The sequence below is a fragment of the Devosia neptuniae genome, from assembly GCF_025452235.1.
GTDB lineage: Bacteria > Pseudomonadota > Alphaproteobacteria > Rhizobiales > Devosiaceae > Devosia.
Map to the genome: position 1 here is coordinate 3,401,195 of NZ_CP104965.1, position 23,618 is coordinate 3,424,812.

Here is a 23,618-nt window from a genome sequence, read left to right on the forward strand (position 1 = left end):
CAAGCATGGATGGCATGCAGAATCTAGGTGACAGCTATGGGACAAGTTGTTAGGGTCCGACGCAATAAAACAAAGGCGGTTAAAACCGCTGGACGTCGACAACGTCAAGGGAGGAGCGTTGGCAGCCGCTTTCATAGCGCGCCTAAGACCAGCGTATTGTCGAACAAACTCAATCCAGCGGGGCCTTGTGCCCCGCTTTTTTGTTTCCGCCGGCAGGATTGGACAAAAACATGGCCATAGCAGCGGATTTGAGGCGGTTGGCGCTGGTCCTGCCCGGCACGACGGAAACACCGCATTTCGAGCGGGCGGCGTTCAAAGTGGATCGCATCTTTGTGACCCTGGCAGCCGACGAATTGACCGCAAATCTTGCGCTGACGCCGGATGAGCAGGAGTTCAAATGCCAGCTCGCGCCGGACGTTTTTCAGTCGGTCGACAATGCGTGGGGCCGCAAGGGCTGGACGACCATTATCCTGGCCAATGCCACTGAAGCGGACTTGGCGGCGGCGCTCGCCATGGCGCATATCCACGCTATGGGCAAGACTCGGCGTGCCTAGCGGTTCCAGTAGTGATGCAGGGTTTCGTTGCCCAAGCCCCAGAACAGCAGGCCGGTAAAGACCACGGCCAGAGCCGTTGCCATTCCAACCTTGCGCCATAGGCGCGGGCTGACCGGTGCGCCGGGATCGGTGCCCGCCACGATCTCGCCCCCGGCTTCGGACTGGCTCTGATTGCCGATCGGCAGCACGGCGACAAAAGACAGCCACCAGATGACGAAGAATACGGCGAGCAATGAGCCAATCTGCATTTGAATTTCCTTAGGGGCGCTCTGCCCCGGCAGGCAAACGACGTGGCGCCGACAATAGCGCCCCGTGCTTTGTTCCGACAGCCCCACCAGCAACTTGCCGGTGGGACATTCCGTCTCGCCTAGACGCGGTGCACGAACACCGAGACGTTGGGCTTGCGGCCCCAATAGGCGTTGACCTCGTTGCGGATGCCCTTGAACAGGGCCGAGTTCAGCACTTCGGTATCGCTACGGCGCTTGGCCGGCACTGATTTCAGCACGCCGGCAATGGTGTCTTCCACCAGATCGGTAAGCGATTCATCTTCGGTTTCGGGCAGGCCTTCGATAACCAGATCGGGGCCGGAGACGACATGGCCCGAGCCATTGACGCAGAGGCTGACCACGATATGGCCGCCAAAGGACAGGCGACGACGCCCCTTCACGCCGCTTTCCTCGGGCGTGCAGAGCACCAGCCCATCGAGATAGAGCTCGCCGGTGCGCACTTCGGCCTGATGCACCATGGGCTCGGGGAACAGGCGAACCAGATCGCCATTGCGCGTTTCGCACACGTTGGCAATGCCAGCCTCGCGGCCCAACTTGGCATGGGCGTCCAGATGCATCGCCTCGCCATGCACGGGAATGAGCACATCCGGCTTGGTCCACTCATAGAGCTTGCGCAGCTCATCGCGACGGGGGTGGCCGGTGACGTGCACCAGGCCATCCTTCTGCGTGATGATCTCGATGCCCTTGTCGATCAGCAGGTTCTGGATATCGATGACTTCGCGCTCGTTGCCCGGAATGGCCCAGGACGAGAAGATCATGCGATCGCCAGCGGTCAGGTCGATCACGGGGTGCTCACCGCGGGCAATGCGGGCGATTGCGGCGCGCGCCTCGCCCTGGCTGCCGGTGCAGATCAGCACGCATTTGTCGCGCGGCACGCTCTTGTAGGCGTCCTGATCGAGCAGCGGCGGCAGGCCTTCAAGCATGCCCAGTTCACGGGCAATGCCGGTGATCCGGTGCAGCGAGCGACCGGACATCACCACCTGCCGGCCGGCCTTATGGGCGGCGCGGACGATGGAAATGACGCGGCCAACGTTGGACGCGAAAGTGGTGACGGCCACGCGGTGCGGCGCTTCGGCGATGAGGGCGGCGAGCGTTGCTGCAACCTCGGCTTCGCTCGGGCTTTCGCCGTCCTTCATGGCATTGGTGGAGTCGCAGATCAGTGCCAGCGGCGTGGTGCGATCCTGACCAATGGCTTGCAGGCGCGCCACGTCGGTGGGCGCATTGCCAACGGGCGTCGGATCGAGCTTCCAATCACCGGTATGCAGGGCACGGCCGACCGGGGTCGAGATCAGCAGGGCATTGGACTCGGGGATCGAGTGGGCCACGTTGATGGCTTCGATGGTGAACGGGCCGACGGTGAACGGCTTGCCCGGACGCATGATGGTGATGTCGACATTTTCGACAATGCCATCCCCTGCCCGCTTGGCAGCCAGCATGGCGGCTGTGAACGGAGTGGCGTAAACGGGCTTTTCAAAGCCCGGCCAGAGGTCGAGCACAGCGCCGTAGTGGTCTTCGTGGCTGTGGGTGAGGATCAGGGCGAGCACGTCATCGGCGCGCTCCTCGAGGAATTCGGGATTGGCCATGATCAGTTCGATCCCCGGCAGATCCGGCCCGCCGAAGCTGACGCCGCAATCGACGACGATCCATTTGCGCGAGCGCTCGGGGCCGAAGCCGTAAGCACCCATATTCATGCCGATCTCGCCAACGCCGCCAAGCGGCACAAAGACGAGTTCATCCCTTTGGGTTTTAGCCATGGGTCAGTTTAGTCCTTTCGGGCGTGGCGCCGGTCGCAACTTTGGTTGCCGGTCGCCGCGCTATAGTTGTGGTCAGCTTCGGGCGCTGGCCGTTGCCCCAAAATGCACGTCGCCCGCCGTGATCGCGATGCGACTATCATCATTGGCGCGGACGATCAGTCGCCCCGCGTCATCGATTGTTTCAAAAATCCCGCGCACAATGGCGCCGTCCTGGTTCACCGCTACGGGTGCACCAATGCCTGCGGCGGATTCGCGCCAACGCTTGAGCACGTCGCCAATGCCGCGGCCATCATCCCACAGCCGGAAGATTTCCACCCAGGCGTCGCTGAGCGCCTCGAACACATCCTGCGCGGAGCGCGTGACGCCGAGTTCGGCCAGGCTGGTCGCCGGATAGGGCAAATCGGTCGGCGCCGCAACAATATTGACGCCGATGCCAATGGCAATTGCATGGCGGCCATCGCCAAGCTTGGTTGCTTCAAGGGCAATACCGACCAGCTTGGCACCATCGGCCAAAACGTCGTTGGGCCATTTCAGCGCCACGCGGCTCCTGCCGTCGAGCCCTTCAGCGCCATCAAGGCCAACCTTAACGGTGCCGGCGGGCAGTACTCTGTCGAGGGCCACGCCGATAGCGACACCGGCCACAAAGCCCAATGTTGCAGCCAAAGCAGGGTCGGCGTCAGGGACGATCAGCAGCGTCGCCGCCAGATTGCCTGGTGTATGCACCCACACCCTGCCCCGCCGGCCGCGACCTGCCGTTTGCTCGGTGGCCACAAACCAGATGCCACCGGCATCGCCGGCCGCGGCTGCAGCTACGGCCTCGGCAGTGGTCGAGCCGATCGAGTCAAACGCGCGCAACCGATATCCGGCCGCGCGCGCTTTTGAACCCAGTGCGAAATCCGCCACCTAGAACAGGCTTCCCGCGGCGGTATGCGCGGCATCTGCCAGCGGGCTACCGACCGTGAAGTAATAGGTGACGATGAGGAAACCGCTCACCGCCATGATGATGTTGAGCTCGGCCGGAACCGCCGCGAACTTGCGGACCGGTTCGTCGAAATACATCACCTTGACGACGCGCAGATAGTAGAAGGCACTGACGGCAGAGGCCAGCACACCGATAACCGCCAGCACATAGAGCTGGGCATCGATAGCGGCCAGGAAGGCGTGCCACTTGGCGAAGAACCCGGCCAGCGGCGGCATGCCGATCAGCGAGAACATCAGGATGGCCATGATCGCGGCCACGAATGGCCGTGTCTGCGCGGCACCGGCCAGATCGTCGATATTCTCGACATAGCCCTCTTCGCTGCGCAGCGAGAGAATGCAGGCAAACAGCCCCACGGTCATGGCGACATAGATGGCCATATAGATCGCCACGCCCTCGACACCCACCTGGGTACCGGAGGAGAGACCCACCAAGGCAAAGCCGACATGGCCGATGGACGAATAGGCGATCAGGCGCTTGATCGACCTCTGGCCGATGGCGGCGAAGGCAGCCAACACCATGGAGGCGATCGAGAGGAAAATGACGATCTGCTGCCAGTCGTGGGAGATGGGCGCGAACGTATCCATCACCAGGCGAACCATCAGCGTCATCGCCGCCACTTTGGGCGCCGTGGCGAAGAAAGCCGTTACCGGAGTCGGCGCGCCTTCATAGACGTCGGGCGTCCACATATGGAACGGCACAGCCGAAATCTTGAAGGCGATACCGGCCAGCAGGAACACCACGCCGAACACCAGGCCGATGGAGCGGCCTTCATTGGCGATAGCAATGACGATTTCCTGCAGATTGGTGTGGCCGGTGAAGCCATAGAGGAAGGACGCACCGTAAAGCAGCATGCCCGAGGACAGAGCGCCGAGCACGAAATACTTCAAACCCGCTTCGGTCGCGCGGCTGTCGTCGCGCTTGATAGCCGCGAGCACATAGAGCGCCAGCGACTGCAATTCGAGGCCGACATAAAGGCTCATCAAATCGTTGGCCGACACCATCATCATCATGCCGAGCGTCGCCAGCAGAACGAGGATGGCATATTCGAACTTGTGCGTACCGTTCTCCACCGCATTGGGCAGCGAGAGCAGCAGCGCAAAGGCCGAACCGCCCAGCACCAGGACCTTCATGTAACGCGCGAAGCCGTCGGCGATGAAGACGCCGTTGAAGATCACGCCATCCACCGGCTGGAACATGACCAGCAGCGCCACGGCGGCCAGCAGCACGACCGCCAGATAGGAAATCAGCGGCGAGCGTTCTTTGTTGATGACCACGCCCACCAGCAGCAGCACGATCGCGCCGATTGCCAGCAGGATTTCGGGATAGGCAGGAGCCAGGCTCGCGAAATCGATAACGTCAGAGTTCACGGGACTCTCCTAGTGGGCAGCAGGCTCGGCGGCCGGCTCTGCAGCGGTCGCCGGGTCGGCATGTTCGAGTGGCGCTTGCGCGTCGGCCAGCGAAACGGCGGGGTCGAGGCCGACCGCCGTAGCGTAGTGAGTGACCAGATTATCGACCGCAGCGGCTGTCGTATCGAGGATCGGCGAGGGATAGAAGCCGAAGACGATGGTCAGCACGATCAGCGGATAGAGAATGATCTTTTCGCGCAGATTGAGATCGAGAATGGCCTTGAGGCTGTCCTTGGTCAGTGCGCCAAAAATCACTCGGCGATAGAGCCACAGAGCGTAGCAGGCCGAGAAGATCACGCCGAAGGCTGCGCCGAAGGCCACCCAGGTATTGACCTGGAACACGCCGATCATGGTCAGGAATTCGCCGACAAAGCCGGAGGTGCCGGGCAGACCGACGTTAGCCATGGTGAAGACCATGAAGGCGAAGGCATAGCGCGGCATGCGTTCTACCAGGCCACCATAGGCTTCGATATCGCGGGTGTGCATGCGGTCATAGATGACGCCGACGCAGAGGAAGAGTGCGCCGGAGACAATGCCATGCGAGATCATCTGGAACATCGCACCCTGGATGCCGAGCGCATTGCCGGCAAAAATACCCATGGTGACAAAGCCCATATGCGCCACGGACGAATAGGCGATCAGCTTCTTGATATCGGTCTGCACCAGGGCAACCAGCGAGGTCAGAATGATGGCCGCGACCGAAAGAAAGAAGACAATATTAGCGAACTGCGCCGAAGCATCGGGGAACATGGGCAGGCTGAAGCGCAGGAAGCCGTAGCCGCCAAGCTTGAGCAGAATGGCGGCCAGGATCACCGAGCCGGCGGTCGGCGCCTGCACGTGGGCTTCCGGCAGCCAGCGATGGAACGGCCACATCGGCATTTTGACTGCCAGCGAGGCAAAGAACGCCCACCACAGCCAGGGCTGCATGCTCTTGGGGAATTCATGCGTCAAAAGCTTGGTGATATCGGTCGTGCCGCCATTCCAATACATGGCCATGATGGCCAGCAGCATCAGCACCGAGCCGGTGAAGGTGTAGAAGAAGAACTTGTAGCTAGCCTGGATGCGGCGAGCGCCGCCCCAGATACCGATGATCAGGAACATCGGCAGCAGCGTGCCTTCGAAGAACACGTAGAACATGGCCAGATCGAGCGTGGTAAACACGCCGATCATCAGGGTTTCCAGGATCAGGAATACGATCATGTATTCCTTGACCCGTGTGTCGATGGATTCCCAGCTGGCCAGGATCGCAAACGGCATCAGCAATGCGGTCAGCACCACGAACAGCACCGAAATGCCGTCGACGCCGACACGATAGCCGATGGTGTCGCCAATCCAGGCATTGTTCACGACGAACTGAAAGCCCGGATTGGACGGATCGAACGTCTGCCACATGGCGAGCGAGAGCACGAACACGACCAGGGTCACGGCCAATGCAATCCAGCGGATGGCACTGAGCGAGGTCTTGGGCGTGAGCAGCAGCACGATTGCACCAACCAGCGGCAGCCAGGTCAGGATCGTCAGAATGGTGTTGTCGAAGGTCATCAGATCAGTCCCCCGGCCACGATGGCCCAGGTCAACAGCGCCGCAATGCCGATCAGCATGGCGAAGGCATAGTGGTAAACATAGCCGGACTGCAGCTTGGTGGCCCAGGAGGTCACATTCTGCACGCGACGGCCCAGGCCCTCGGTCAGCTTCTCATCGATCAGCCAATCGTCGAAACCCTTCCAGACGGCACGGCCGATCCAAAGTGCGGGCCTGACGAAAATCCGGTCGTAGAGCTCGTCGAAATACCACTTGTTGAGCAGGAACCGGTAAAGCGCCGGGTTCTGCGCAGCGAGGCGCTTGGGCGTCTCGGGCGAGCGGATATACATGTACCAGGCCGCGACGAAGCCGAGGATCATCGCAACCGTGGCACTCCACTTGACCCAGAGCGGGACATGGTGAGCAGCTTCGATGATCTCGTGATCGACCACGAGCGAGCCGGCGAAGAAGTGTTCGATATGCTCCACATCGTGGAAGAACATACCGTAGAACACCGCGCCCGCAACGACCGCGCCGAAGGCCAGCACATAGAGCGGCACCATCATCACATTGGGCGATTCATGAGCATGGTCATAGGCCGAGCCATGGCCGTGATCGTCATGAGCCGCGTGATCGTCGGCCAGCGGTTCATCGTGGCTGTCTCCATCATGGGCATCCACGTGATGACCATGGGCATGCCCTGCGTCGCGCGGCGAGCCGTGGAACGTCAGGTGGATCAGGCGCCAGGAGTAGAAGCTGGTGAACAGAGCCGCGATGACCAGCAGCCAGAAGGCGAACATGCCGCTATTGCCGCCGACCGCATAGGCCGCTTCGATGATCGAATCCTTGGAGAAGAAGCCGGCAAAGCCCAGCCATTCCGTGCCCGGAATGCCGACGCCCGTGAGCGCCAGCGTGCCGACGATCATCATGCGGTAGGTCCACGGAATCTTCTTGCGCAGACCGCCCATGTTCCGCATGTCCTGCTCATGGTGCATGGCGTGGATAACAGCGCCGGCGCCCAGGAACAGCAATGCCTTGAAGAAGGCGTGGGTGAAGAGGTGGAAGACACCGGCCGAATAGGCCCCTGCCCCGAGTGCCACGAACATGTAGCCGAGCTGCGAGCAGGTCGAATAGGCGATGACGCGCTTGATGTCGTTTTGCACCAGGCCCACCGTCGCCGCGAAGAAGGCGGTGATGGCACCGATGACCAGCACGACGGTCATGGCCGTTGGCGACGTCTCGAACAGCGGCGAGAAGCGCGCGACCATGAATACGCCGGCGGTCACCATGGTAGCGGCATGGATCAGCGCCGACACGGGGGTCGGGCCTTCCATGGCGTCCGGCAGCCAGGTGTGCAGCAGGAACTGTGCCGACTTGCCCATGGCACCCATGAACAGCAGCAGGCAGATCACCGTCATGGCGTGGAGGTCCCACGACAGGAAGCGGATGGTGGCAGTGGCGGCTTCGGGCACGGCATGGAAAGCGCCGTCGAAATCGATGTGGCCCAGCACCATGAAGGCGCCGAAAATGCCCAGGGCGAAGCCGAAGTCACCCACGCGGTTGACGACGAATGCCTTCATTGCGGCCGCATTGGCCGACGGCCTGGTGTACCAGAAGCCGATCAGCAGATAGGACGCCAGGCCCACGCCTTCCCAGCCGAAGAACATCTGCAGGAAGTTGTCGGCCGTCACCAGCATCAGCATGGCGAAGGTGAAGAGCGAGAGATAGGCGAAGAACCGATTGCGGTGCGGATCGTCGGCCATGTAGCCGATGGAATAGACGTGCACCAGGCTCGAGACCGTGTTGACCACGACCAGCATGATGGCGGTGAGTGTATCGACACGCAGCGTCCAACGCAGGTCCATGTCGCCGACCTGGATCCAACGCATGATCTCGACCTTGAGAACGGCCGTATGGCCGTCCGTCACAGCGCCAACCAACCCGCCGCCAAAGGCGACTGGCAGGAAAACGACCCAGGACAGTACAGCGGCAACCAGCAGGAGCCCCGTGGTGATGTACTCACTGGGCCGATGCCCGATGGTGCGCCCCAGCAGTCCGGCGATCAACGCGCCGATAAGGGGCAGGAAAACAATCGCTTGAATCATAGCGGAGGTTCTTAGCCCTTCATCATGTTGATGTCTTCAACCGCGATGGAGCCGCGGTTGCGATAGAAAATAACCAGGATCGCGAGGCCGATGGCGGCCTCGGCGGCAGCCACGGTGAGGATCAGCAGCGCGAACACCTGCCCCTGCAAGTCGTTGAGCTGCGCGCTGAAAGCGACGAAGTTCAAGTTGACGGCAAGCAGGATCAATTCCACCGACATCAGAATGACGATGACGTTCTTGCGGTTGAGAAAAATGCCGAACACGCCGAGCGTGAACAGAATTGCTGCTACGGTCAGGTAGTGACCGAGCCCGATACCCAAGCCCATATTTGCCTCCTACAGCCCTTGACCGCTTTTGACTTTGACGACCTTGACGGCCTCCGATGGCTTGCGCCCAACTTGCTCGAGCGGGTTCTGCCGCTTGACGTTGGGCTTGTGGCGCAGGGTCAGGACGATCGCCCCGATCATGGCCACGAGCAGCACGGCGCCGGCACCCTGGAACAGGAAGACATAGCGCGTGTAGAGCACTTGCCCCAGCGCCCGAATATTGTCCATGCTGCCATCGATGGGCAGCGCGGCGGCACCCGCAATTTCGGGGGAAACCACGAAGCTGCCGGCAACCAGCAGCAATTCGAGCAGCAGCACTACGCCGACCAGCATGCCAATGGGCGCATATTGCAGGAAGCCCTGTCGCATTTCGGCGAAGTCGACATCGAGCATCATGACGACGAACAGGAACAGCACGGCGACCGCGCCCACATAGACCACAATCAGGATCAGCGCCAGGAACTCGGCGCCAGCCAGCATGAACAGGCCTGCGGCATTGAAGAAGGTCAGGATCAGGAACAGCACGGCATGCACGGGATTGCGCGCAGAGATGACCATCACCGCCGAAGCGATGGCGATGGCCGAGAACACATAGAAGAAGAACAGTGGAAGGGTCATGCTCTTCTCTCTTATCGGTAGGGCGCGTCGGCAGCGAGATTGGCAGCGATTTCACGCTCCCAACGATCACCATTGGCCAGGAGCTTTTCCTTGGAGAAGTAAAGCTCTTCACGCGTCTCGGTCGCAAATTCGAAATTGGGGCCTTCCACGATCGCATCGACCGGGCAGGCTTCCTGGCAGAAGCCGCAATAGATGCACTTCACCATATCGATGTCGTAGCGCACTGTGCGGCGGGTGCCGTCATTCTGGCGCGGGCCGGCCTCGATAGTGATGGCCTGGGCCGGGCAAATGGCCTCGCACAGCTTGCAGGCAATGCAGCGCTCTTCGCCATTGGGATACCGGCGCAAAGCATGCTCGCCCCGGAAGCGCGGGCTGATATGACCCTTTTCGAAGGGGTAATTGATGGTCGGCTTGGGCGCAAAGAAGTAGCGCATGCCGAGGAAGAACCCCGACACCAACTCGGTCAGAAGCAGCGTGTTAAAGACTTGGGCGACACGCATCAGGCGACCCCTCCATGCCAGCCCCAGCCGGTCAGCTGGAGCACGAAAGCGACGATGACGACCATGATCAGCGACAGGGGCAGGAACAGCTTCCAGCCAATGCGCATGAGTTGATCGTAGCGGTAGCGCGGCACGATGGACTTGGCCATGGCGAACATGAAGAACACCGCGCTGAGCTTGAGAACGAACCAGATGACACCCGGAATCCAGGTGAAGGGCGGCAGGTCAATCGGCGATGTCCAGCCACCCAGGAACAGCACCGTGGTGAGCGCGCACATCAGCAGGATGGAGATGTACTCGCCCAGCATGAACAGCATGTAGGGCGTGGCCGAATATTCGGTCATGAAGCCGGCGACCAGCTCGGACTCGGCTTCAGGAAGATCGAATGGCGGGCGGTTCGTTTCGGCCAAGGCCGAAATGTAGAACACGATGAACATCGGAAAGAGCGGCAGCCAGAACCAGTTGAGGAAGGTCAACTGCGGCAGGCCGATCATATGGGCAAGGCCCATTTCGTACTGCGCCCGCACGATATCGCTGAGATTGAGCGAGCCGACGCAGAGCAGCACGGTGATGATCACGAGGCCAATAGAGACTTCATAGCTGACCATCTGCGCGGCGGAGCGGAGCGAACCGAGGAACGGATATTTCGAGTTCGAAGCCCAGCCGCCGATGATGACGCCATAAACGCCCAGCGAGGAAATCGCGAAGATATAGAGCACGCCAAGATTGATATTGGCGATGGCCAGCCCCTCGCCCACCGGCACTACAGCCCAGGCGGCAAGCGCCAGGGTCGCGGTTAGGAGCGGGGCGAACAGGAACAGGAACTTGTCCGCGCTGGCCGGAATGATCGCCTCTTTAAGGGCAAACTTCAGCAGATCGGCAAAGCTCTGCAGCAGGCCGAACGGCCCGACCACGTTAGGGCCGCGACGGATTTGCACGGCAGCCCAGATCTTACGGTCAGCCAGCAGGATGAATGCGGTGAAAACCAGCAGGCAGACCAGCAGCAGCAGCGTCTTGTAGACGAGGCCGACTTGCACGCCCCACCCCAGGATCGGGATGCCCAGCAGATAGTCGAGAGCGGTGGTAATAAAGTCCATTATGCTCCCCTACTCCGCTGCCTGGCGCAGGCCAGCGGCCAATGCGGCGGATTCGCCCATGACGGCGGATGCGCGGGCAATCGGATTGCTGAGATAGAAATCCGCCACCGGCGACACGAAAGCGGCCTTCTTGCCCTTGGGCGAAGTCTTGGCGAGCTTGGCGATATCGGCTGGCTTGCCTTCGGCAATGGCATCGATACGGGCCAGGTGCGGGAATTCCGCATACATGGCGGCCCGCAGCTGTGCCAGCGAATTGAAGGCCAGCGGCTGGCCGGCCACGGCCGACAGGGCACGGATGATGGCCCAATCTTCCTTGGCTTCGCCCGGCGGGAACACGGCGCGGTTGGTCACCTGCACGCGGCCCTCGGTGTTGACATAGGTGGCGCTCTTCTCGGTGTAGGCAGCGCCCGGCAGGATGACGTCGGCGCGGTGTGCACCATTGTCGCCATGGGTGCCGATATAGACGACAAGCGTCTCGCCGAGTTGGGACATGTCGACTTCGTCGGCGCCAACCAGGAACAGCACATCGACGCCACCGGCCAGCATGGCGGCGGTGTCAGCAGCACCCTTGGCCGGCACGAAGCCGACATCGAGCGCGCCGACGCGGGCGGCGGCATTGTGCAGCACGGCAAAGCCGTTCCAGCCGGCTTCGATTTCGGTGTTCGACGTCGCCAGCTTGGCGGCAGCAGCCAGCACATCGGCAGTCGCAGCGCCTTCACCCACGATCACCAGCGGCTTCTTGGCATTGGCCCAAAGCTCGGCAAAGCTGCCCTTGCCGGCGGTAAGATCAGCCAGCGAATCCGAGCCATTGCCCAGATGCTGCACAGTGTAGGTCAGATCGGCACTCTCGCCGATCAGGCCGATCGGCAAGCCGGTTGCGCGCCACACCTTGCGGATGCGGGCATTGAGCACAGCAGCTTCGCGGCGCGGATTGGTGCCGATCAGCAGGATGGCATCAGCCTGTTCGATCCCGGCAATAGTCGGGTTGAAGATGTAGGAGGCGCGGCCATTGGCGGGCGACAAGGCCGATCCGGCGGGACGTGCGTCGACATTGCCCGAGCCGAGCGAAGCCAGCAGCGCCTTGAGCGCATAGAGCTCTTCGGCACCGGCCAGATCACCGGCGATAGCGCCGATGCGGGCACCGGGCTTCTTGAGGGCCTTGGCGACGGTCTGGAAGGCATCATCCCAGGTGGTAGCGCCCAGCTTCTTGTTCTTGCGCACATAAGGGCGATCGAGGCGCTGGCTCTTGAGGCCATCCCAGATGAAGCGGGTCTTGTCGGAAATCCACTCTTCGTTGATCGCCTCGTTGATACGCGGCAGCACGCGCATGACTTCGCGGCCACGGCTATCGACACGGATGGCCGAACCAACCGCGTCCATCACGTCGATGGATTCGGTCTTGGTCAGCTCCCAGGGGCGGGCGTTGAAGGCATAGGGCTTGGAGGTCAGCGCGCCCACCGGGCACAGATCGATCACATTGCCCTGCAACTCGCTGGTGAGCGCCTTTTCGAGATAGGTGGTGATCTCGGCGTCTTCGCCGCGACCCAGCAGACCCATCTCGGCAATGCCGGCGACTTCGGTGGTGAAGCGGACGCAGCGCGTGCAGTGGATGCAACGGTTCATCGAGGTCTTGACCAGCGGGCCAATATACTTGTCCTCGACGGCGCGCTTGTTCTCGGCAAAGCGGTTCTTGTCCACGCCATAGGCCATGGCCTGGTCCTGGAGATCGCATTCGCCGCCCTGATCGCAGATCGGGCAATCGAGCGGGTGGTTGATCAGCAGGAATTCCATCACGCCTTCGCGGGCCTTTTTGACCATCGGCGTGTTGGTGAACATTTCAGGCGGTTCGCCATTGGGGCCCGGCCGCAAATCCTTGACCGACATGGCGCAACTGGCCTGCGGCTTGGGCGGACCGCCCTTCACCTCGACCAGGCACATGCGGCAATTGCCGGCCACCGACAGGCGCTCGTGATAGCAGAAGCGCGGGATTTCCGCGCCAGCGGCCTCGGCCGCCTGCATCAGCGTGTAATAGTCAGGAACTTCGACGAGTTGGCCGTCAACCTTGATATTTGCCATCAGCCTTACTCCGCCGCAATCGACGGCACAGCGCCATCGGAGGTGGACGAATATGTGTACTGGTCGATCCGCGCTTCGATGACGTGGCGGAAATTGCGGATCAGGCCCTGGATCGGCCACGCGGCAGCGTCGCCGAGCGCGCAGATAGTGTGGCCTTCGATCTGCTTGGTGACTTCGAACAGCATGTCGATTTCGCGCTTCTGGGCGCGGCCTTCGACCATGCGTTCCATCACGCGCATCATCCAGCCCGTGCCTTCGCGGCATGGCGTGCACTGGCCGCAGCTTTCATGCTTGTAGAAGGCCGACAGCCGCCAGATTGCCTTGATGATGTCCGTGGACTTGTCCATCACGATGATGGCGGCAGTGCCCATCGACGAGCCCACTTCACGCAACCCGTCAAAATCGACGATGGCGTTCTGGATTTTCTCGCCGGTGACGCAGGGCACCGAGGCGCCGCCGGGGATCACCGCCAGCAGATTGTCCCAGCCGCCACGCACGCCGCCGCAGTGCTTTTCGATAATGTCCTTGAAGCTTTCGCCCATGGCTTCTTCAAAGGTCGCCGGGCGGTTCACATGGCCCGAAACGCACATCAGCTTGGTGCCGGTATTGTTGGCGCGGCCGATCGAAGCAAACCAGGCGCCCGAACGGCGAAGGATTTCCGGCACAACAGCGATAGATTCGACGTTGTTCACCGTGGTCGGATTGCCATAGACGCCCATGCCGGCGGGGAATGGCGGCTTGAGACGCGGCTGGCCCTTCTTGCCTTCCAGCGATTCCATCAGCGCGGTTTCTTCGCCGCAGATGTAAGCGCCGGCGCCGTGATGGACGATGATGTCCAGGTCCCAGCCGTGGATATTGTCCTTGCCGATCAGGCGGGCCTCATAGGCTTCCTCGACGGCGCGTTCCAGATGCTGGCGTTCACGGATGAACTCGCCACGCACATAGATAAAGGCCAGATGCGCATCCATGGCGCGGGCAGCCAGCAAGCACCCTTCGACCAGGTGGTGCGGATCGTGGCGCAGGATTTCGCGGTCCTTGCAGGTGCCGGGCTCGGATTCGTCGGCATTGACCAGCAGGTAATGCGGGCGGCCGTCATTGACCTTGGGCATGAAGGTCCATTTGAGCGCGGTGGGGAACCCTGCCCCGCCACGGCCACGCAGGCCCGATGCCTTGACCTCATTGGTGATCCAGTCGCGCCCGGAGTCGATAAACTCCTTGGTGCCGACCCAGGCGCCGCGAGACCGCGCGCCTTCAAGGCCCCAGTCGCCCTGGCCATAGAGATTAGTAAAAATGCGATCCTTGTCAGCGAGCATGATCAGCCGTTCCGCTTCCGCAAGTATGAAAACCAGGCAGCCACTCCGATGGCCGCGCCAATGGCGCCCAGCAAAGCTGGCGGGGCACCTGGAATAAGATAAGCAACAAGGCCTTGGGCAATGATCATGGCAATAACCACAAAGCCTACGCCCATGGCGTAGTCCTTGCCGGTCAGCTTGCCAAATTCGATCTTGCCCTCAGCCATTTAGCGCGGGTCCTTCCCAAACACCTTGCGGTATTCTTCGATCCCGCCCTTGGCGAGTGCCTCGGCCTGTTGCAGCCAGTTGTCGCGCGCAACGCGACCCTTGAAGCTCAGCGAGTCCTCAACCTTGGCAATATCCTCGGCCGAGAGCTTTGCAACCTGGCTCCATTGGGTGATGCCCAAAGCGTTGAGACGGCCCTCGAGCACGGGGCCGACACCCGAAATCAGCTTGAGGTCATCCGGCACACCATCGGGGGCCTTGAACAGCGGCGTTGCGCCGCCCTTTTCTGCCACCGGATTGACTTCGGCAGGATTGGCCTTGGGCGCCTTGATCGCACGGGTCTTTGCGGTGCCGGCCGGCGTCGCACCATGCGCGGGCGCGGCATTTGTGGCCTTGCCGGGAGCCCTGCCCCCGTCGACCTTCGCCGCATCGGACTCGGCGCCGACTGCATTTTCCCGCATCGCCTTGTTGGGCTTGCCATTCGCCTTGGCCGCAATATCGGCGGCCTTGCGCTCGCCTTCGGCCTTGGCTTCGGAAACCTTAGCTGGCTGGGGCGTGCCCTTGATCGCCGGAGCAGATTCAGCGGTCACGTCCTTGGGCTTGGCCGCCGTGGTCGGCGCGGGGGCGGCTGGGGCCGCTGCGGGAGCCGCCGCATCTACTGGCGGCGGCGGGGGCACGAACTTCTCGCGCTTGGCGCTCGGCTTTTCCAGCAGAGTGGTGCGACCGCCTTCAGCAGCCGAATTGAGCCGCTCGATCTGCGAGCCCGCCTTGATCGTATCGCCCTTGCCGGCCTGGAAAGCATCGATGATCTCTTCGAGCCGTTCGGCCGTCAGGTCTTCATAAGTGTCGTGAAAAATCGCCACCATGGGCGCGTTGACGCAGGCGCCCGCGCATTCGACTTCTTCCCAGCTCAGCGTGCCATCTTCGTTGAGATGGTGCGGATCGTGATGGATCTTGCTCTTGCAGACCTCGATCAGGCCCTCGGCGCCACGCAGCATGCACGGCGTCGTGCCGCAAACCTGGATATGCGCCCTGCTGCCGACCGGCTGCAGTTGGAACTGGGTATAGAACGTGGCCACTTCGAGCACGCGGATATAGGCCATGCCCAGCATGTCGGCGATCGTTTCGATCGTCGCACGGCTGACCCAGCCATCCTGATCCTGTGCGCGCATAAGCAGCGGAATAACAGCAGATTGCTGACGGCCGGCCGGGTAAAGCCCGATCTTCCATTCCGCCCATTTGGCGTTGTCAGCAGTAAAGGCGAACGCGGCCGGTTGAACCGACTCGTCCGCAAGGCGACGCGCAACCATCAGCGATCAACCTCTCCGAACACGATATCAAGCGAGCCAAGGATGGCCGAGACATCAGCCAGCATGTGGCCGCGACACAGGAAATCCATGGCCGACAAATGCGCAAAACCCGGCGCGCGGATCTTGCAGCGGTAAGGCTTGTTGGAGCCGTCGCTGACGAGATAAACGCCGAACTCGCCCTTGGGCGCTTCCACGGCAGCGTAAACCTCGCCAGCCGGCACCTTGTAGCCTTCGGTATAGAGCTTGAAGTGATGGATCAGCGCTTCCATCGACTTCTTCATCTCGCCACGGCTGGGCGGCACGACCTTGCCATCGAGCGAGGACACCGGGCCCTTGCCATCGGCGGCGTTCAGCTTCGCCACACACTGCTTCATGATGCTGGTGGACTGGCGCATCTCTTCCATACGGATGAGATAGCGGTCGTAGCAGTCGCCATTCTTGCCGACCGGGATATCGAAATCCATTTCGGCATAGCATTCGTAAGGTTGGCTCTTGCGCAGGTCCCAGGCAGCGCCCGAACCCCGCACCATCACGCCTGAAAAGCCCATATTCCAGGCATCATCGAGATCGACCACGCCGATATCGACATTACGCTGCTTGAAGATGCGGTTATTGGTCAGAAGACTGTCGATATCGGCGAGAGCCTTGGGGAAGGTCTCGCAGAAGGTCTCGATATCGTCGATCAGCGCCTGCGGCAGGTCCTGATGGACACCACCGGGACGGAAATAGGCGGCATGCATGCGGGCGCCCGACGCGCGCTCATAGAACACCATGAGCTTTTCGCGCTGCTCGAAGCCCCAGAGCGGCGGCGTCAATGCGCCAACGTCCATCGCCTGGGTCGTGACGTTCATCAGGTGGGCCAAAAGGCGCCCGATTTCCGAATAGAGCACGCGGATCAGCTGGCCGCGGCGTGGCACTTCAAGACCCAGCAGCTTTTCGACGGCCAGGGCGAAAGCATGCTCCTGATTCATCGGCGCCACATAGTCGAGGCGATCGAAATAGGGCACGGCCTGCAGATAGGTCTTCTGCTCGATCAGCTTTTCGGTGCCGCGATGCAGCAGCCCGATATGCGGATCGACGCGCTCAACGATTTCCCCGTCCAGCTCCAGAATCAGGCGAAGAACGCCGTGAGCGGAGGGGTGAACCGGCCCAAAGTTGATGGTGAAATTGCGGACTTCGGCTTCAACGGTCATTGCTTGGCCTTCTCGTCACCGGGCAGCACATAGTCTGTACCCTCCCAAGGCGACAGATAGTCAAAGGTGCGGAATTCCTGCATCAGCTTGACGGGCTCATAGACAACCCGCTTGCGCTCTTCGTCATATTTGACCTGAACGAAGCCGGTGACCGGGAAGTCCTTGCGCAGCGGATGCCCATCGAACCCATAATCGGTCAGGATGCGGCGCAGGTCATTGTGACCGGAGAACAGCACGCCATAGAGATCGTAGGTCTCGCGCTCGAACCAGTCGGCGCCACGGAACACACCGGTAATGCTGGGCACCGGCATCGTGTCGTCGGTCGTCAGCTTGATGCGGATGCGCTGGTTCAACTGCGGGCTCATGAAGTGGTAGACCACGTCGAACCGCTCATCGCGTTCCGGGTAGTCGACCGCCGTCACGTCGGTGAAGCTAATGAACCGGCATTTTGCGTCATCGCGCAGGAAAGTGGCCACGGCCACAATTGCGTCGCGCTCGATGGTCAGTGTCAGCTCGCCATAGCTGATTTCGTTGGCAAGAATCACACCGCCCAAAGCGCCGGCAATGTGCTCGCCCAGCGCGGTCAGCGGATCAACCTGGATAACCTCATCCATGAAATGGGGTCCTAACGTTCGATGGTGCCGGTGCGCCGAATCTTCTTTTGCAGCAAGAGGATGCCGTAAAGAAGCGCTTCAGCGGTCGGGGGGCAGCCGGGGACATAGACGTCCACCGGCAGCACGCGATCGCAGCCGCGCACAACCGAATAGGAATAGTGATAATAACCGCCGCCATTGGCACAGCTGCCCATGGAGATGACATAGCGCGGCTCCGGCATCTGGTCGTAGACCTTGCGCAAAGCCGGAGCCATTTTATTGGTCAGCGTGCCGGCGACGATCAGCACGTCGGACTGGCGCGGAGAGGCGCGCGGGGCGGTGCCGAAACGCTCGATATCGTAGCGTGGCATCGACATCTGCATCATCTCGACGGCGCAGCAGGCCAGCCCCGTTTGCATCCACATCAGCGAGCCCGTGCGGGCCCAATTGACCAGTTGCGATACGGTGGAGACCAGGAAGCCCTTATCCGCCAACTCGTCCGTCACATCGGTGAAGAACGGGTCATTGGCGCCTGCGGGCTTATTGGTGCGCGGGTCAATGAGCCCGGTGGGGCGCGGCGCGACCAGCGTAGCGTTCTGTTCGCTCAATCCCATTCGAGAGCCCCTTTCCGCCATTCATAAATGAACCCGACGGTCAGAACGCCGAGGAAGATCATCATCGACCAGAAGCCGAACCAGCCAACATCCCGGAACGCCACGGCCCAGGGGAAGAGGAAAGCCACTTCGAGGTCGAAGATGATGAAGAGAATCGACACCAGGTAAAAACGGACGTCGAACTTCATGCGCGCATCGTCGAAGGCTTCAAAGCCGGCTTCGAAGGCGGAGACCTTTTCGGGGTCTGGGCGCTTCACGGCGACGATGAAGGGCGCCACCAGCAGAGACAGTCCGATAAGACCGGCAATGCCAATGAAAATGACAATGGGCAGATAGTCGCTGAGCAAATCAGTCATGCGGCAGCCTAACACTCAAGACCGACAGGAGAAGCCGGGAACGCGAGAGTTCTGCGAGCAATTGGGGCAAGCGAACCAACGCGGAAGTTGATGGCTTGGGATTAGACCTTTGGCTAGCGCGTTTCAAGGGAAAGAAAATATGAGAAGAATAATCATATATCGATAAGGCGTGAGAGCGCCAATTTGCCGTGCTGGCAGGCATTTCGGCGGTAAACATTTGCGTGAAAACGGGTGGTCGCGGCATACGCACTTGGTGCGCTGATGCTAACGGACTGTGCACGCTGGCGGTCCGGATAACGTGCTTGGCGTGCACCTTGAGGCAACCGAATCACGAATCCAAAAGCAAAACGGCGAACCACACACGAAGTGGTTCGCCGAATTGGGCTTACAAGATTTAGTCGACGGGGCGCGAACGCCCCGTCAGGTATAAATCTTAGAAGTGGTAGGAAACGCCGATCGTTGCCTTGGCAGCGTCGAAGAAGTCGTCGCCAACAGCGTCGTCGAAGTAGCCATAACCAACAACCTGACCGCGAACGGTGACAGCGTCGGAAACAGCAAGTTCAACACCGGCACCGAGCTGGTAGACGCCCTGGTTGTCGTCGCCGATGGCGCGATCTTCGAGGGTCTCAACGCCAACACCGGCCAGTGCGTACACCAGGACCGAGTCGGTCACGATGGCACCAACGCGACCGTTGATGAAGAAGTTACCAGCGCTGATGTCCTGGTCGAGGGCATTCTGGCCCCAGACGTATTCTGCAGTGCCTTCGAGGCCGAGCAGGATCGGGTCAGCAACGATGAAGTTCACGCCAACGTGAGCGCCGATGACGCCGTAGTTGTTGTCATCACCGAAGAACAGACCGCCGCCCTGGACACCAGCGTAGAGGCCATCCCAAGAGAAACCGGCTGCTTCATAGATCGGAGCAGGCGTGGTCGGGATGATGAGGTCGGCGGCCTGAGCACCACCAACGAGCAGCGCGGCAGCAGCCACACCGAGAGAAAGCGAACGTACAAACATATCTTGCACTCCCATAGAGTTAACCGTAGTCGACCGATAAATGCCCCACGAGAGGGCCGCTGACAAGCCTTACCAAGGGCAAATTTGGGGGCTCGGATAAGATTCAATGACCATTTGGGGGCTTGTGTTGCATCAATACCGCGCAATTGGTTCAATTTGATACAAATACGGCTTGATTGGCACTTGCCCGTGGCCACCAGACGGCAGAATCAGGGCATAGCGCCGGTCCAAAGCCTTGCCCAAAAACAAAATAGCCCTACCATAGGCAGGGCTATTGAACCACTTGTCAAGAATCAGAAGTGATAGTTCGCGCCAACGGTAAACTGGTTCTTGGCGTTATCACCCGATAGCGGGAAGCTGCGCAGATATTGCGCCTCGACCGAAACATTGCCGGTGATCGCCATTTCGACGCCGGCGCCGAACAGCATGTCATCTTCCTCGGGGGCGCCAAGGTCTAGGCCGTATCCACCCGCGGCATAAACGGCGACATCGTCGGTGACCGCCAGGCCAGCGCGGCCCAGGATCTGGCCATAGCTGGTTTCCCCGGCGCCGTCATTGCCCGCAAGGCCGTGCACGGCCACTTCGGCACCCAACAGATAATAGTCGAATTGAGCGTTGACGCCGGCCTGGACGCCCAGGCCGTATTGCGTGCCGCTGTCCTCGCCATGCTGCGCGACGCCATAGACGCCTGCATAAAAGCCGCTCCAGTCGAAGCCGGCTGACTCGGCAACGGGCATTTCAACGGGCGTAGAGGTGGGAACGGTGATCATGTCGGCCGCAGCAGCAGGCCCTGTCGAGAGGGTGGCGGTCAGCGCGGCGATAGCGAATGCGTTGAACAGTTTCATCGCTGTTCTCCCCTGCTATTGAGACCGTCTATGACAGGAACCCGCGATTTGCGTGCTTGGTTCCGTAGCGGCCCGACCACTTACTCCTACGCTGGCTTACTGGCAGAATGGCGCCCCTCGCGGGGCCAAAAAATGGCACTGCCAGCAGTTTGCATGTGACTCAGGGCCGGGCCGCGCGCCCTGCCCTTCTCTTTATAATGTGCCGACGAGCACCGGCTGGTCACGATATTCGTCGGGGAACAGCGCCTTGAGTGCCCCGATCTTGGGCAGGTCATTGGCCACGATATAGGGCCAGGTCGGGTTCAGCGTCAGGAAATCCTGGTGATATTGCTCGGCGGGATAGAATGCCTTGAACGGCTCGATGGTGGTGACGATCGGCCCCTCGAACAGCCCGGCCTTGTCGAGCTCGGCAATGTAGGTCCGGGCTAGCTCGGCCTGGGCATCGCTGACGGGAAAGATCGTCGAGCGATATTGCGTGCCGTGATCCGGGCCCTGATAATTGAGCTGGGTCGGGTTATGCGCGACCGAAAAATAGATCTGCAGCAATTGGCCATAGCTGACCACGGCTGGATCATAGGTCACCTCAACGGTTTCGGCATGCCCGGTGGTGCCGCTGCCGGTCTGCTCGTAAGTGGCGGTCTCCGCTGCGCCGCCCGAATAGCCCGAAACGGCATTGGTGACGCCGACCACGTGCTGGAACACGCCTTGCACGCCCCAGAAGCAGCCACCGGCGAATACCGCCGTTGCTGTTGGCCCGGATTCGGTGATGTCGCTGGAGGGTGCCGGAATGACGACCGGTTTCTCTTCGGCCCGCGCTCCTGCCTGCCAGGCGCCGAGCAATAGGACCGGCACAAAAAGCAACGCCGCCAGAGCAGCGCGGGTCAGCGGAGCAGTCAAGGGGATGGCGGATGATCGTACCATGAGACGGACCTCTGCGAGCTGATGTGCGCGGCTACACTTTATATATGGGCTAAAGCACGCGGTGGGGCAGCAGTATCACGTCGAAATGAAGCGGGGCGTGGCGGTACAAACCGCCACGCCCCTGCCCGCTATTTGAGGCCGGTGAAGAAGGCCGCGACCTCTGCCGCCCAGACCTGCGGCACTTCCAGCGCGGCGAAGTGGCCGCCGCTGTCGAGTTCGGTCCAGCGGGTGATGGTGTTGCCATCCTCGCTGAAGCGGCGAATGGCAACTTCATCGCGGGCGAAAACGGCCACCCCGGTGGGGACACCCGAATTCGGCTTGGGCGACCATGCCTCTGGGTCATGGGCGTTTTCGTAGTAGAGGCGGATCGAAGACGCAGCCGTGCCGGTGAACCAATAGATCAGCAGATTGGTCAGGAACTTGTCCCTGTCTACGGCATCGGGGCTATCGCCGAAGCCGGTGAACATATCGGCCAACCAGGCAATGAGGCCCGCTGGCGAGTCGGTGATGCCATAGGCCACGGTCTGGGGACGGCTGGACTGCAGGGCATTGAAGCCAAAGCGCTCGGCCATGAACTGTTGCAGGCGCTGCAGCCGGGTCTTTTCGGCATCGCTGAAGCTGGCGATATCGCTGGGCTCGATCGGGCCCATGGGAATGAAGCCCATGGTGGCGGCGTTGACATGCACGCCGATGACCCGATCGGGTGCGGCACGGGCAATGGCCGGTGCAATCACGGCCCCGGCGTCGCCGCCCTGGACGCCGAAACGCTGATAACCAATGCGCGACATCAATTCGAGCAGGGCATTGGCAATGCGGCCGTCATTCCAGCCGGCCTCGCGCGTCGGACCGGAAAAGCCGAAACCAGGCAGCGAGGGAATGACCAGATCGAAGCCGGCGGCGGTCAGCGGCGCGATAGCGCCGAGAAATTCGACAAACGAGCCCGGCCAGCCATGCAGCAACAGCAGCGGAATCGCATTCTGGGTGCCGGCCTTGACGTGCAGAAAATGAATGGTCTGGCCGTCGATCTCGGTGGTGAATTGCGGATGCTGGTTGATAGCAGCTTCCTGGGCGCGCCAGTCGAAGCCGTTTTGCAGGCGGTCGATCATGCCGGCGACGAAATCGGTCGTGGGGCCATAGCTCCAACCGGCGCCGGGCACTTCATTGGCGAGGATCGTATTGGCCAGGCGCTGGTGCAGATCGGCCAGTTTGGCTTCGGGGATGGCAATCTTGAACGGGGTAATGTCGGTCATTTGCTGCGTCCTTGCTGGTGTTGAAAGTGCATCCTTTCTAGCCAGCGGGGCGATTGCAGGATTGAAGATTTCCGACAAGTTTCAGTCGCAGGCGAGCCGACTGGGCGTCACACCCATAATGGCCTTGAGCGAGCGGATCATGTGCGGCTGATCGGCATAGCCGAGGGCAAAGGCCACATCGGCGGCTGGCCTCCCCTGCTGCAACAGGGCCAGTGCCTTTTGGGCGCGCTCGACCTGGGTGAAGGTCTTGTAGGTGAGGCCGGTGGTCTTGAGGAAGTGCCGCTGCATGGTGCGCTCGGACATGGCCATGGGATGACCCGAGACGACGGAGGCAACGAGGCTGTTATCCTCGACATGGCTGTGGCGCGTCAGCTTGTGCACGAAACCGTCGACCGTATCGAAAGTCGGTATTTCGAGCACGTCGGTGCCGAGCCAGAACCGGTCCCGGCCAATGGTCTCGAGCACAGTCCCCTTGTCGCGCATCTGCTCGCCCGGCATCAGCGACATATAGCTGCTGGCCTTGAAGGCAATGGAAAGGATCTCGTCGCCAGCCGTGTAGTGGTGGGTTACGGCTGATGTCGTCAGGCCGGTGCGCAGCACGATGGTGCTGTCCGCGGATTTCAGAATGGCAAAGTCCCAGCATCCGTCCGGGCGCATCAGCATGCTGCCGTCTTCGGTGAACCGTGTATGGGTCACCGATTGTACAATCGGCGACGACCAGCCGTCCAATCTCGTGACCTTGTTCATGCCACCCGCCCGATTTCGCTGGGCCAGTCTG

Annotated in this window: 24 protein-coding genes; 1 reads left to right on the top strand and 23 read right to left on the bottom strand. The window is 61.2% G+C overall.

Annotated features, from left to right (window positions below):
* Positions 1 to 230: 230 nt before the first annotated feature.
* Positions 231 to 554, top strand: coding sequence for an MmcQ/YjbR family DNA-binding protein (locus N8A98_RS19495; RefSeq protein ID WP_262167825.1), 324 nt, complete (start codon positions 231 to 233; stop codon positions 552 to 554).
* Here the strand turns inward: N8A98_RS19495 and N8A98_RS19500 are convergent.
* From N8A98_RS19500 to N8A98_RS19610, 23 genes are all read right to left on the bottom strand, one after another.
* Positions 551 to 802 carry a DUF1467 family protein gene (locus N8A98_RS19500; RefSeq protein ID WP_113120408.1) on the bottom strand — a complete coding sequence of 84 codons (252 nt, stop codon included), beginning with the start codon at positions 800 to 802 and terminating at the stop codon, positions 551 to 553. The two genes, N8A98_RS19495 and N8A98_RS19500, sit on opposite strands and share 4 nt — an antisense overlap.
* A gap of 119 nt (positions 803 to 921) precedes the next feature.
* Positions 922 to 2,595: a ribonuclease J gene (locus N8A98_RS19505; RefSeq protein WP_262167826.1), complete on the bottom strand. Its 1,674-nt coding sequence runs from the start codon at positions 2,593 to 2,595 to the stop codon at positions 922 to 924.
* Between the two features lie 72 nt (positions 2,596 to 2,667).
* Positions 2,668 to 3,450 carry a biotin--[acetyl-CoA-carboxylase] ligase gene (locus N8A98_RS19510; protein ID WP_262167828.1) on the bottom strand — a complete coding sequence of 261 codons (783 nt, stop codon included), beginning with the start codon at positions 3,448 to 3,450 and terminating at the stop codon, positions 2,668 to 2,670.
* A gap of 48 nt (positions 3,451 to 3,498) precedes the next feature.
* Positions 3,499 to 4,944, bottom strand: coding sequence for an NADH-quinone oxidoreductase subunit NuoN (gene nuoN, locus N8A98_RS19515; protein ID WP_262167829.1), 1,446 nt, complete (start codon positions 4,942 to 4,944; stop codon positions 3,499 to 3,501).
* Positions 4,945 to 4,953: 9 nt separating this feature from the next.
* Complete coding sequence (locus tag N8A98_RS19520) at positions 4,954 to 6,525, bottom strand: NADH-quinone oxidoreductase subunit M (RefSeq protein ID WP_113120405.1); 1,572 nt, start codon at positions 6,523 to 6,525, stop codon at positions 4,954 to 4,956.
* Positions 6,525 to 8,609: an NADH-quinone oxidoreductase subunit L gene (nuoL, locus tag N8A98_RS19525; protein ID WP_262167830.1), complete on the bottom strand. Its 2,085-nt coding sequence runs from the start codon at positions 8,607 to 8,609 to the stop codon at positions 6,525 to 6,527. Before nuoL ends, N8A98_RS19520 begins: the two co-directional genes overlap by 1 nt.
* A gap of 11 nt (positions 8,610 to 8,620) precedes the next feature.
* A complete protein-coding gene (gene nuoK, locus N8A98_RS19530; RefSeq protein WP_113120516.1) occupies positions 8,621 to 8,929 on the bottom strand; it encodes an NADH-quinone oxidoreductase subunit NuoK in 309 nt (102 codons plus the stop codon).
* Between the two features lie 15 nt (positions 8,930 to 8,944).
* Positions 8,945 to 9,553 carry an NADH-quinone oxidoreductase subunit J gene (locus N8A98_RS19535; protein WP_113120403.1) on the bottom strand — a complete coding sequence of 203 codons (609 nt, stop codon included), beginning with the start codon at positions 9,551 to 9,553 and terminating at the stop codon, positions 8,945 to 8,947.
* An 11-nt stretch (positions 9,554 to 9,564) separates the two neighbouring features.
* Positions 9,565 to 10,053 carry an NADH-quinone oxidoreductase subunit NuoI gene (nuoI, locus tag N8A98_RS19540; RefSeq protein WP_262167832.1) on the bottom strand — a complete coding sequence of 163 codons (489 nt, stop codon included), beginning with the start codon at positions 10,051 to 10,053 and terminating at the stop codon, positions 9,565 to 9,567.
* Positions 10,053 to 11,150, bottom strand: coding sequence for an NADH-quinone oxidoreductase subunit NuoH (gene nuoH, locus N8A98_RS19545; protein ID WP_262167834.1), 1,098 nt, complete (start codon positions 11,148 to 11,150; stop codon positions 10,053 to 10,055). Before nuoH ends, nuoI begins: the two co-directional genes overlap by 1 nt.
* 9 nt (positions 11,151 to 11,159) lie before the next feature.
* A complete protein-coding gene (nuoG, locus tag N8A98_RS19550; RefSeq protein ID WP_262167835.1) occupies positions 11,160 to 13,226 on the bottom strand; it encodes an NADH-quinone oxidoreductase subunit NuoG in 2,067 nt (688 codons plus the stop codon).
* A gap of 5 nt (positions 13,227 to 13,231) precedes the next feature.
* Positions 13,232 to 14,539, bottom strand: a complete 1,308-nt coding sequence (gene nuoF, locus N8A98_RS19555) for an NADH-quinone oxidoreductase subunit NuoF (protein ID WP_035096874.1) — start codon at positions 14,537 to 14,539, stop codon at positions 13,232 to 13,234.
* Between the two features lie 2 nt (positions 14,540 to 14,541).
* A complete protein-coding gene (locus N8A98_RS19560; RefSeq protein ID WP_113120400.1) occupies positions 14,542 to 14,745 on the bottom strand; it encodes a hypothetical protein in 204 nt (67 codons plus the stop codon).
* On the bottom strand, positions 14,746 to 16,053 hold the full coding sequence (nuoE, locus tag N8A98_RS19565; RefSeq protein ID WP_262167838.1) for an NADH-quinone oxidoreductase subunit NuoE: 1,308 nt from the start codon (positions 16,051 to 16,053) through the stop codon (positions 14,746 to 14,748). It lies immediately after the preceding gene.
* The gene (locus N8A98_RS19570) at positions 16,053 to 17,246 is read right to left on the bottom strand and encodes an NADH-quinone oxidoreductase subunit D (protein ID WP_113120398.1); all 1,194 of its coding nucleotides are present in this window, start codon (positions 17,244 to 17,246) and stop codon (positions 16,053 to 16,055) included. The genes nuoE and N8A98_RS19570 overlap by 1 nt, the downstream gene beginning before the upstream one ends.
* Positions 17,243 to 17,860, bottom strand: coding sequence for an NADH-quinone oxidoreductase subunit C (locus N8A98_RS19575; RefSeq protein ID WP_262167841.1), 618 nt, complete (start codon positions 17,858 to 17,860; stop codon positions 17,243 to 17,245). Before N8A98_RS19575 ends, N8A98_RS19570 begins: the two co-directional genes overlap by 4 nt.
* A gap of 11 nt (positions 17,861 to 17,871) precedes the next feature.
* On the bottom strand, positions 17,872 to 18,453 hold the full coding sequence (locus N8A98_RS19580) for a NuoB/complex I 20 kDa subunit family protein (RefSeq protein ID WP_113120396.1): 582 nt from the start codon (positions 18,451 to 18,453) through the stop codon (positions 17,872 to 17,874).
* On the bottom strand, positions 18,444 to 18,809 hold the full coding sequence (locus N8A98_RS19585; protein WP_035096883.1) for an NADH-quinone oxidoreductase subunit A: 366 nt from the start codon (positions 18,807 to 18,809) through the stop codon (positions 18,444 to 18,446). The genes N8A98_RS19580 and N8A98_RS19585 overlap by 10 nt, the downstream gene beginning before the upstream one ends.
* 433 nt (positions 18,810 to 19,242) lie before the next feature.
* Positions 19,243 to 19,824 (bottom strand): outer membrane protein, encoded by a 582-nt coding sequence (locus N8A98_RS19590; protein WP_262167844.1) that lies wholly within the window; start codon positions 19,822 to 19,824, stop codon positions 19,243 to 19,245.
* 293 nt (positions 19,825 to 20,117) lie between these two features.
* Positions 20,118 to 20,669 carry an outer membrane protein gene (locus tag N8A98_RS19595; RefSeq protein ID WP_262167846.1) on the bottom strand — a complete coding sequence of 184 codons (552 nt, stop codon included), beginning with the start codon at positions 20,667 to 20,669 and terminating at the stop codon, positions 20,118 to 20,120.
* Between the two features lie 192 nt (positions 20,670 to 20,861).
* Positions 20,862 to 21,590 carry a peptide-methionine (S)-S-oxide reductase MsrA gene (msrA, locus tag N8A98_RS19600; RefSeq protein ID WP_262167847.1) on the bottom strand — a complete coding sequence of 243 codons (729 nt, stop codon included), beginning with the start codon at positions 21,588 to 21,590 and terminating at the stop codon, positions 20,862 to 20,864.
* A gap of 128 nt (positions 21,591 to 21,718) precedes the next feature.
* Complete coding sequence (locus tag N8A98_RS19605; protein ID WP_262167849.1) at positions 21,719 to 22,840, bottom strand: epoxide hydrolase family protein; 1,122 nt, start codon at positions 22,838 to 22,840, stop codon at positions 21,719 to 21,721.
* 81 nt (positions 22,841 to 22,921) lie between these two features.
* Positions 22,922 to 23,587 carry a helix-turn-helix domain-containing protein gene (locus tag N8A98_RS19610; protein ID WP_262167850.1) on the bottom strand — a complete coding sequence of 222 codons (666 nt, stop codon included), beginning with the start codon at positions 23,585 to 23,587 and terminating at the stop codon, positions 22,922 to 22,924.
* Positions 23,588 to 23,618 lie beyond the last annotated feature (31 nt).

What these genes read in the sequence shown, in the direction of transcription:
- N8A98_RS19585 (WP_035096883.1), bottom strand. Translation starts at nt 18,809, where the DNA reads ATGACTGATTTGCTCAGCGACTATCTGCCCATTGTCATTTTCATTGGC.
- nuoL (WP_262167830.1), bottom strand. Translation starts at nt 8,609, where the DNA reads ATGATTCAAGCGATTGTTTTCCTGCCCCTTATCGGCGCGTTGATCGCC.
- N8A98_RS19580 (WP_113120396.1), bottom strand. Translation starts at nt 18,453, where the DNA reads ATGGGATTGAGCGAACAGAACGCTACGCTGGTCGCGCCGCGCCCCACC.
- N8A98_RS19500 (WP_113120408.1), bottom strand. Translation starts at nt 802, where the DNA reads ATGCAGATTGGCTCATTGCTCGCCGTATTCTTCGTCATCTGGTGGCTG.
- N8A98_RS19570 (WP_113120398.1), bottom strand. Translation starts at nt 17,246, where the DNA reads ATGACCGTTGAAGCCGAAGTCCGCAATTTCACCATCAACTTTGGGCCG.
- nuoE (WP_262167838.1), bottom strand. Translation starts at nt 16,053, where the DNA reads ATGGTTGCGCGTCGCCTTGCGGACGAGTCGGTTCAACCGGCCGCGTTC.
- N8A98_RS19590 (WP_262167844.1), bottom strand. Translation starts at nt 19,824, where the DNA reads ATGTTTGTACGTTCGCTTTCTCTCGGTGTGGCTGCTGCCGCGCTGCTC.
- N8A98_RS19605 (WP_262167849.1), bottom strand. Translation starts at nt 22,840, where the DNA reads ATGACCGACATTACCCCGTTCAAGATTGCCATCCCCGAAGCCAAACTG.
- nuoF (WP_035096874.1), bottom strand. Translation starts at nt 14,539, where the DNA reads ATGCTCGCTGACAAGGATCGCATTTTTACTAATCTCTATGGCCAGGGC.
- N8A98_RS19610 (WP_262167850.1), bottom strand. Translation starts at nt 23,587, where the DNA reads ATGAACAAGGTCACGAGATTGGACGGCTGGTCGTCGCCGATTGTACAA.
- nuoI (WP_262167832.1), bottom strand. Translation starts at nt 10,053, where the DNA reads ATGCGTGTCGCCCAAGTCTTTAACACGCTGCTTCTGACCGAGTTGGTG.
- N8A98_RS19495 (WP_262167825.1), top strand. Translation starts at nt 231, where the DNA reads ATGGCCATAGCAGCGGATTTGAGGCGGTTGGCGCTGGTCCTGCCCGGC.
- N8A98_RS19505 (WP_262167826.1), bottom strand. Translation starts at nt 2,595, where the DNA reads ATGGCTAAAACCCAAAGGGATGAACTCGTCTTTGTGCCGCTTGGCGGC.
- N8A98_RS19520 (WP_113120405.1), bottom strand. Translation starts at nt 6,525, where the DNA reads ATGACCTTCGACAACACCATTCTGACGATCCTGACCTGGCTGCCGCTG.
- N8A98_RS19575 (WP_262167841.1), bottom strand. Translation starts at nt 17,860, where the DNA reads ATGGATGAGGTTATCCAGGTTGATCCGCTGACCGCGCTGGGCGAGCAC.
- nuoG (WP_262167835.1), bottom strand. Translation starts at nt 13,226, where the DNA reads ATGGCAAATATCAAGGTTGACGGCCAACTCGTCGAAGTTCCTGACTAT.
- N8A98_RS19535 (WP_113120403.1), bottom strand. Translation starts at nt 9,553, where the DNA reads ATGACCCTTCCACTGTTCTTCTTCTATGTGTTCTCGGCCATCGCCATC.
- nuoH (WP_262167834.1), bottom strand. Translation starts at nt 11,150, where the DNA reads ATGGACTTTATTACCACCGCTCTCGACTATCTGCTGGGCATCCCGATC.
- msrA (WP_262167847.1), bottom strand. Translation starts at nt 21,590, where the DNA reads ATGGTACGATCATCCGCCATCCCCTTGACTGCTCCGCTGACCCGCGCT.
- N8A98_RS19560 (WP_113120400.1), bottom strand. Translation starts at nt 14,745, where the DNA reads ATGGCTGAGGGCAAGATCGAATTTGGCAAGCTGACCGGCAAGGACTAC.
- N8A98_RS19595 (WP_262167846.1), bottom strand. Translation starts at nt 20,669, where the DNA reads ATGAAACTGTTCAACGCATTCGCTATCGCCGCGCTGACCGCCACCCTC.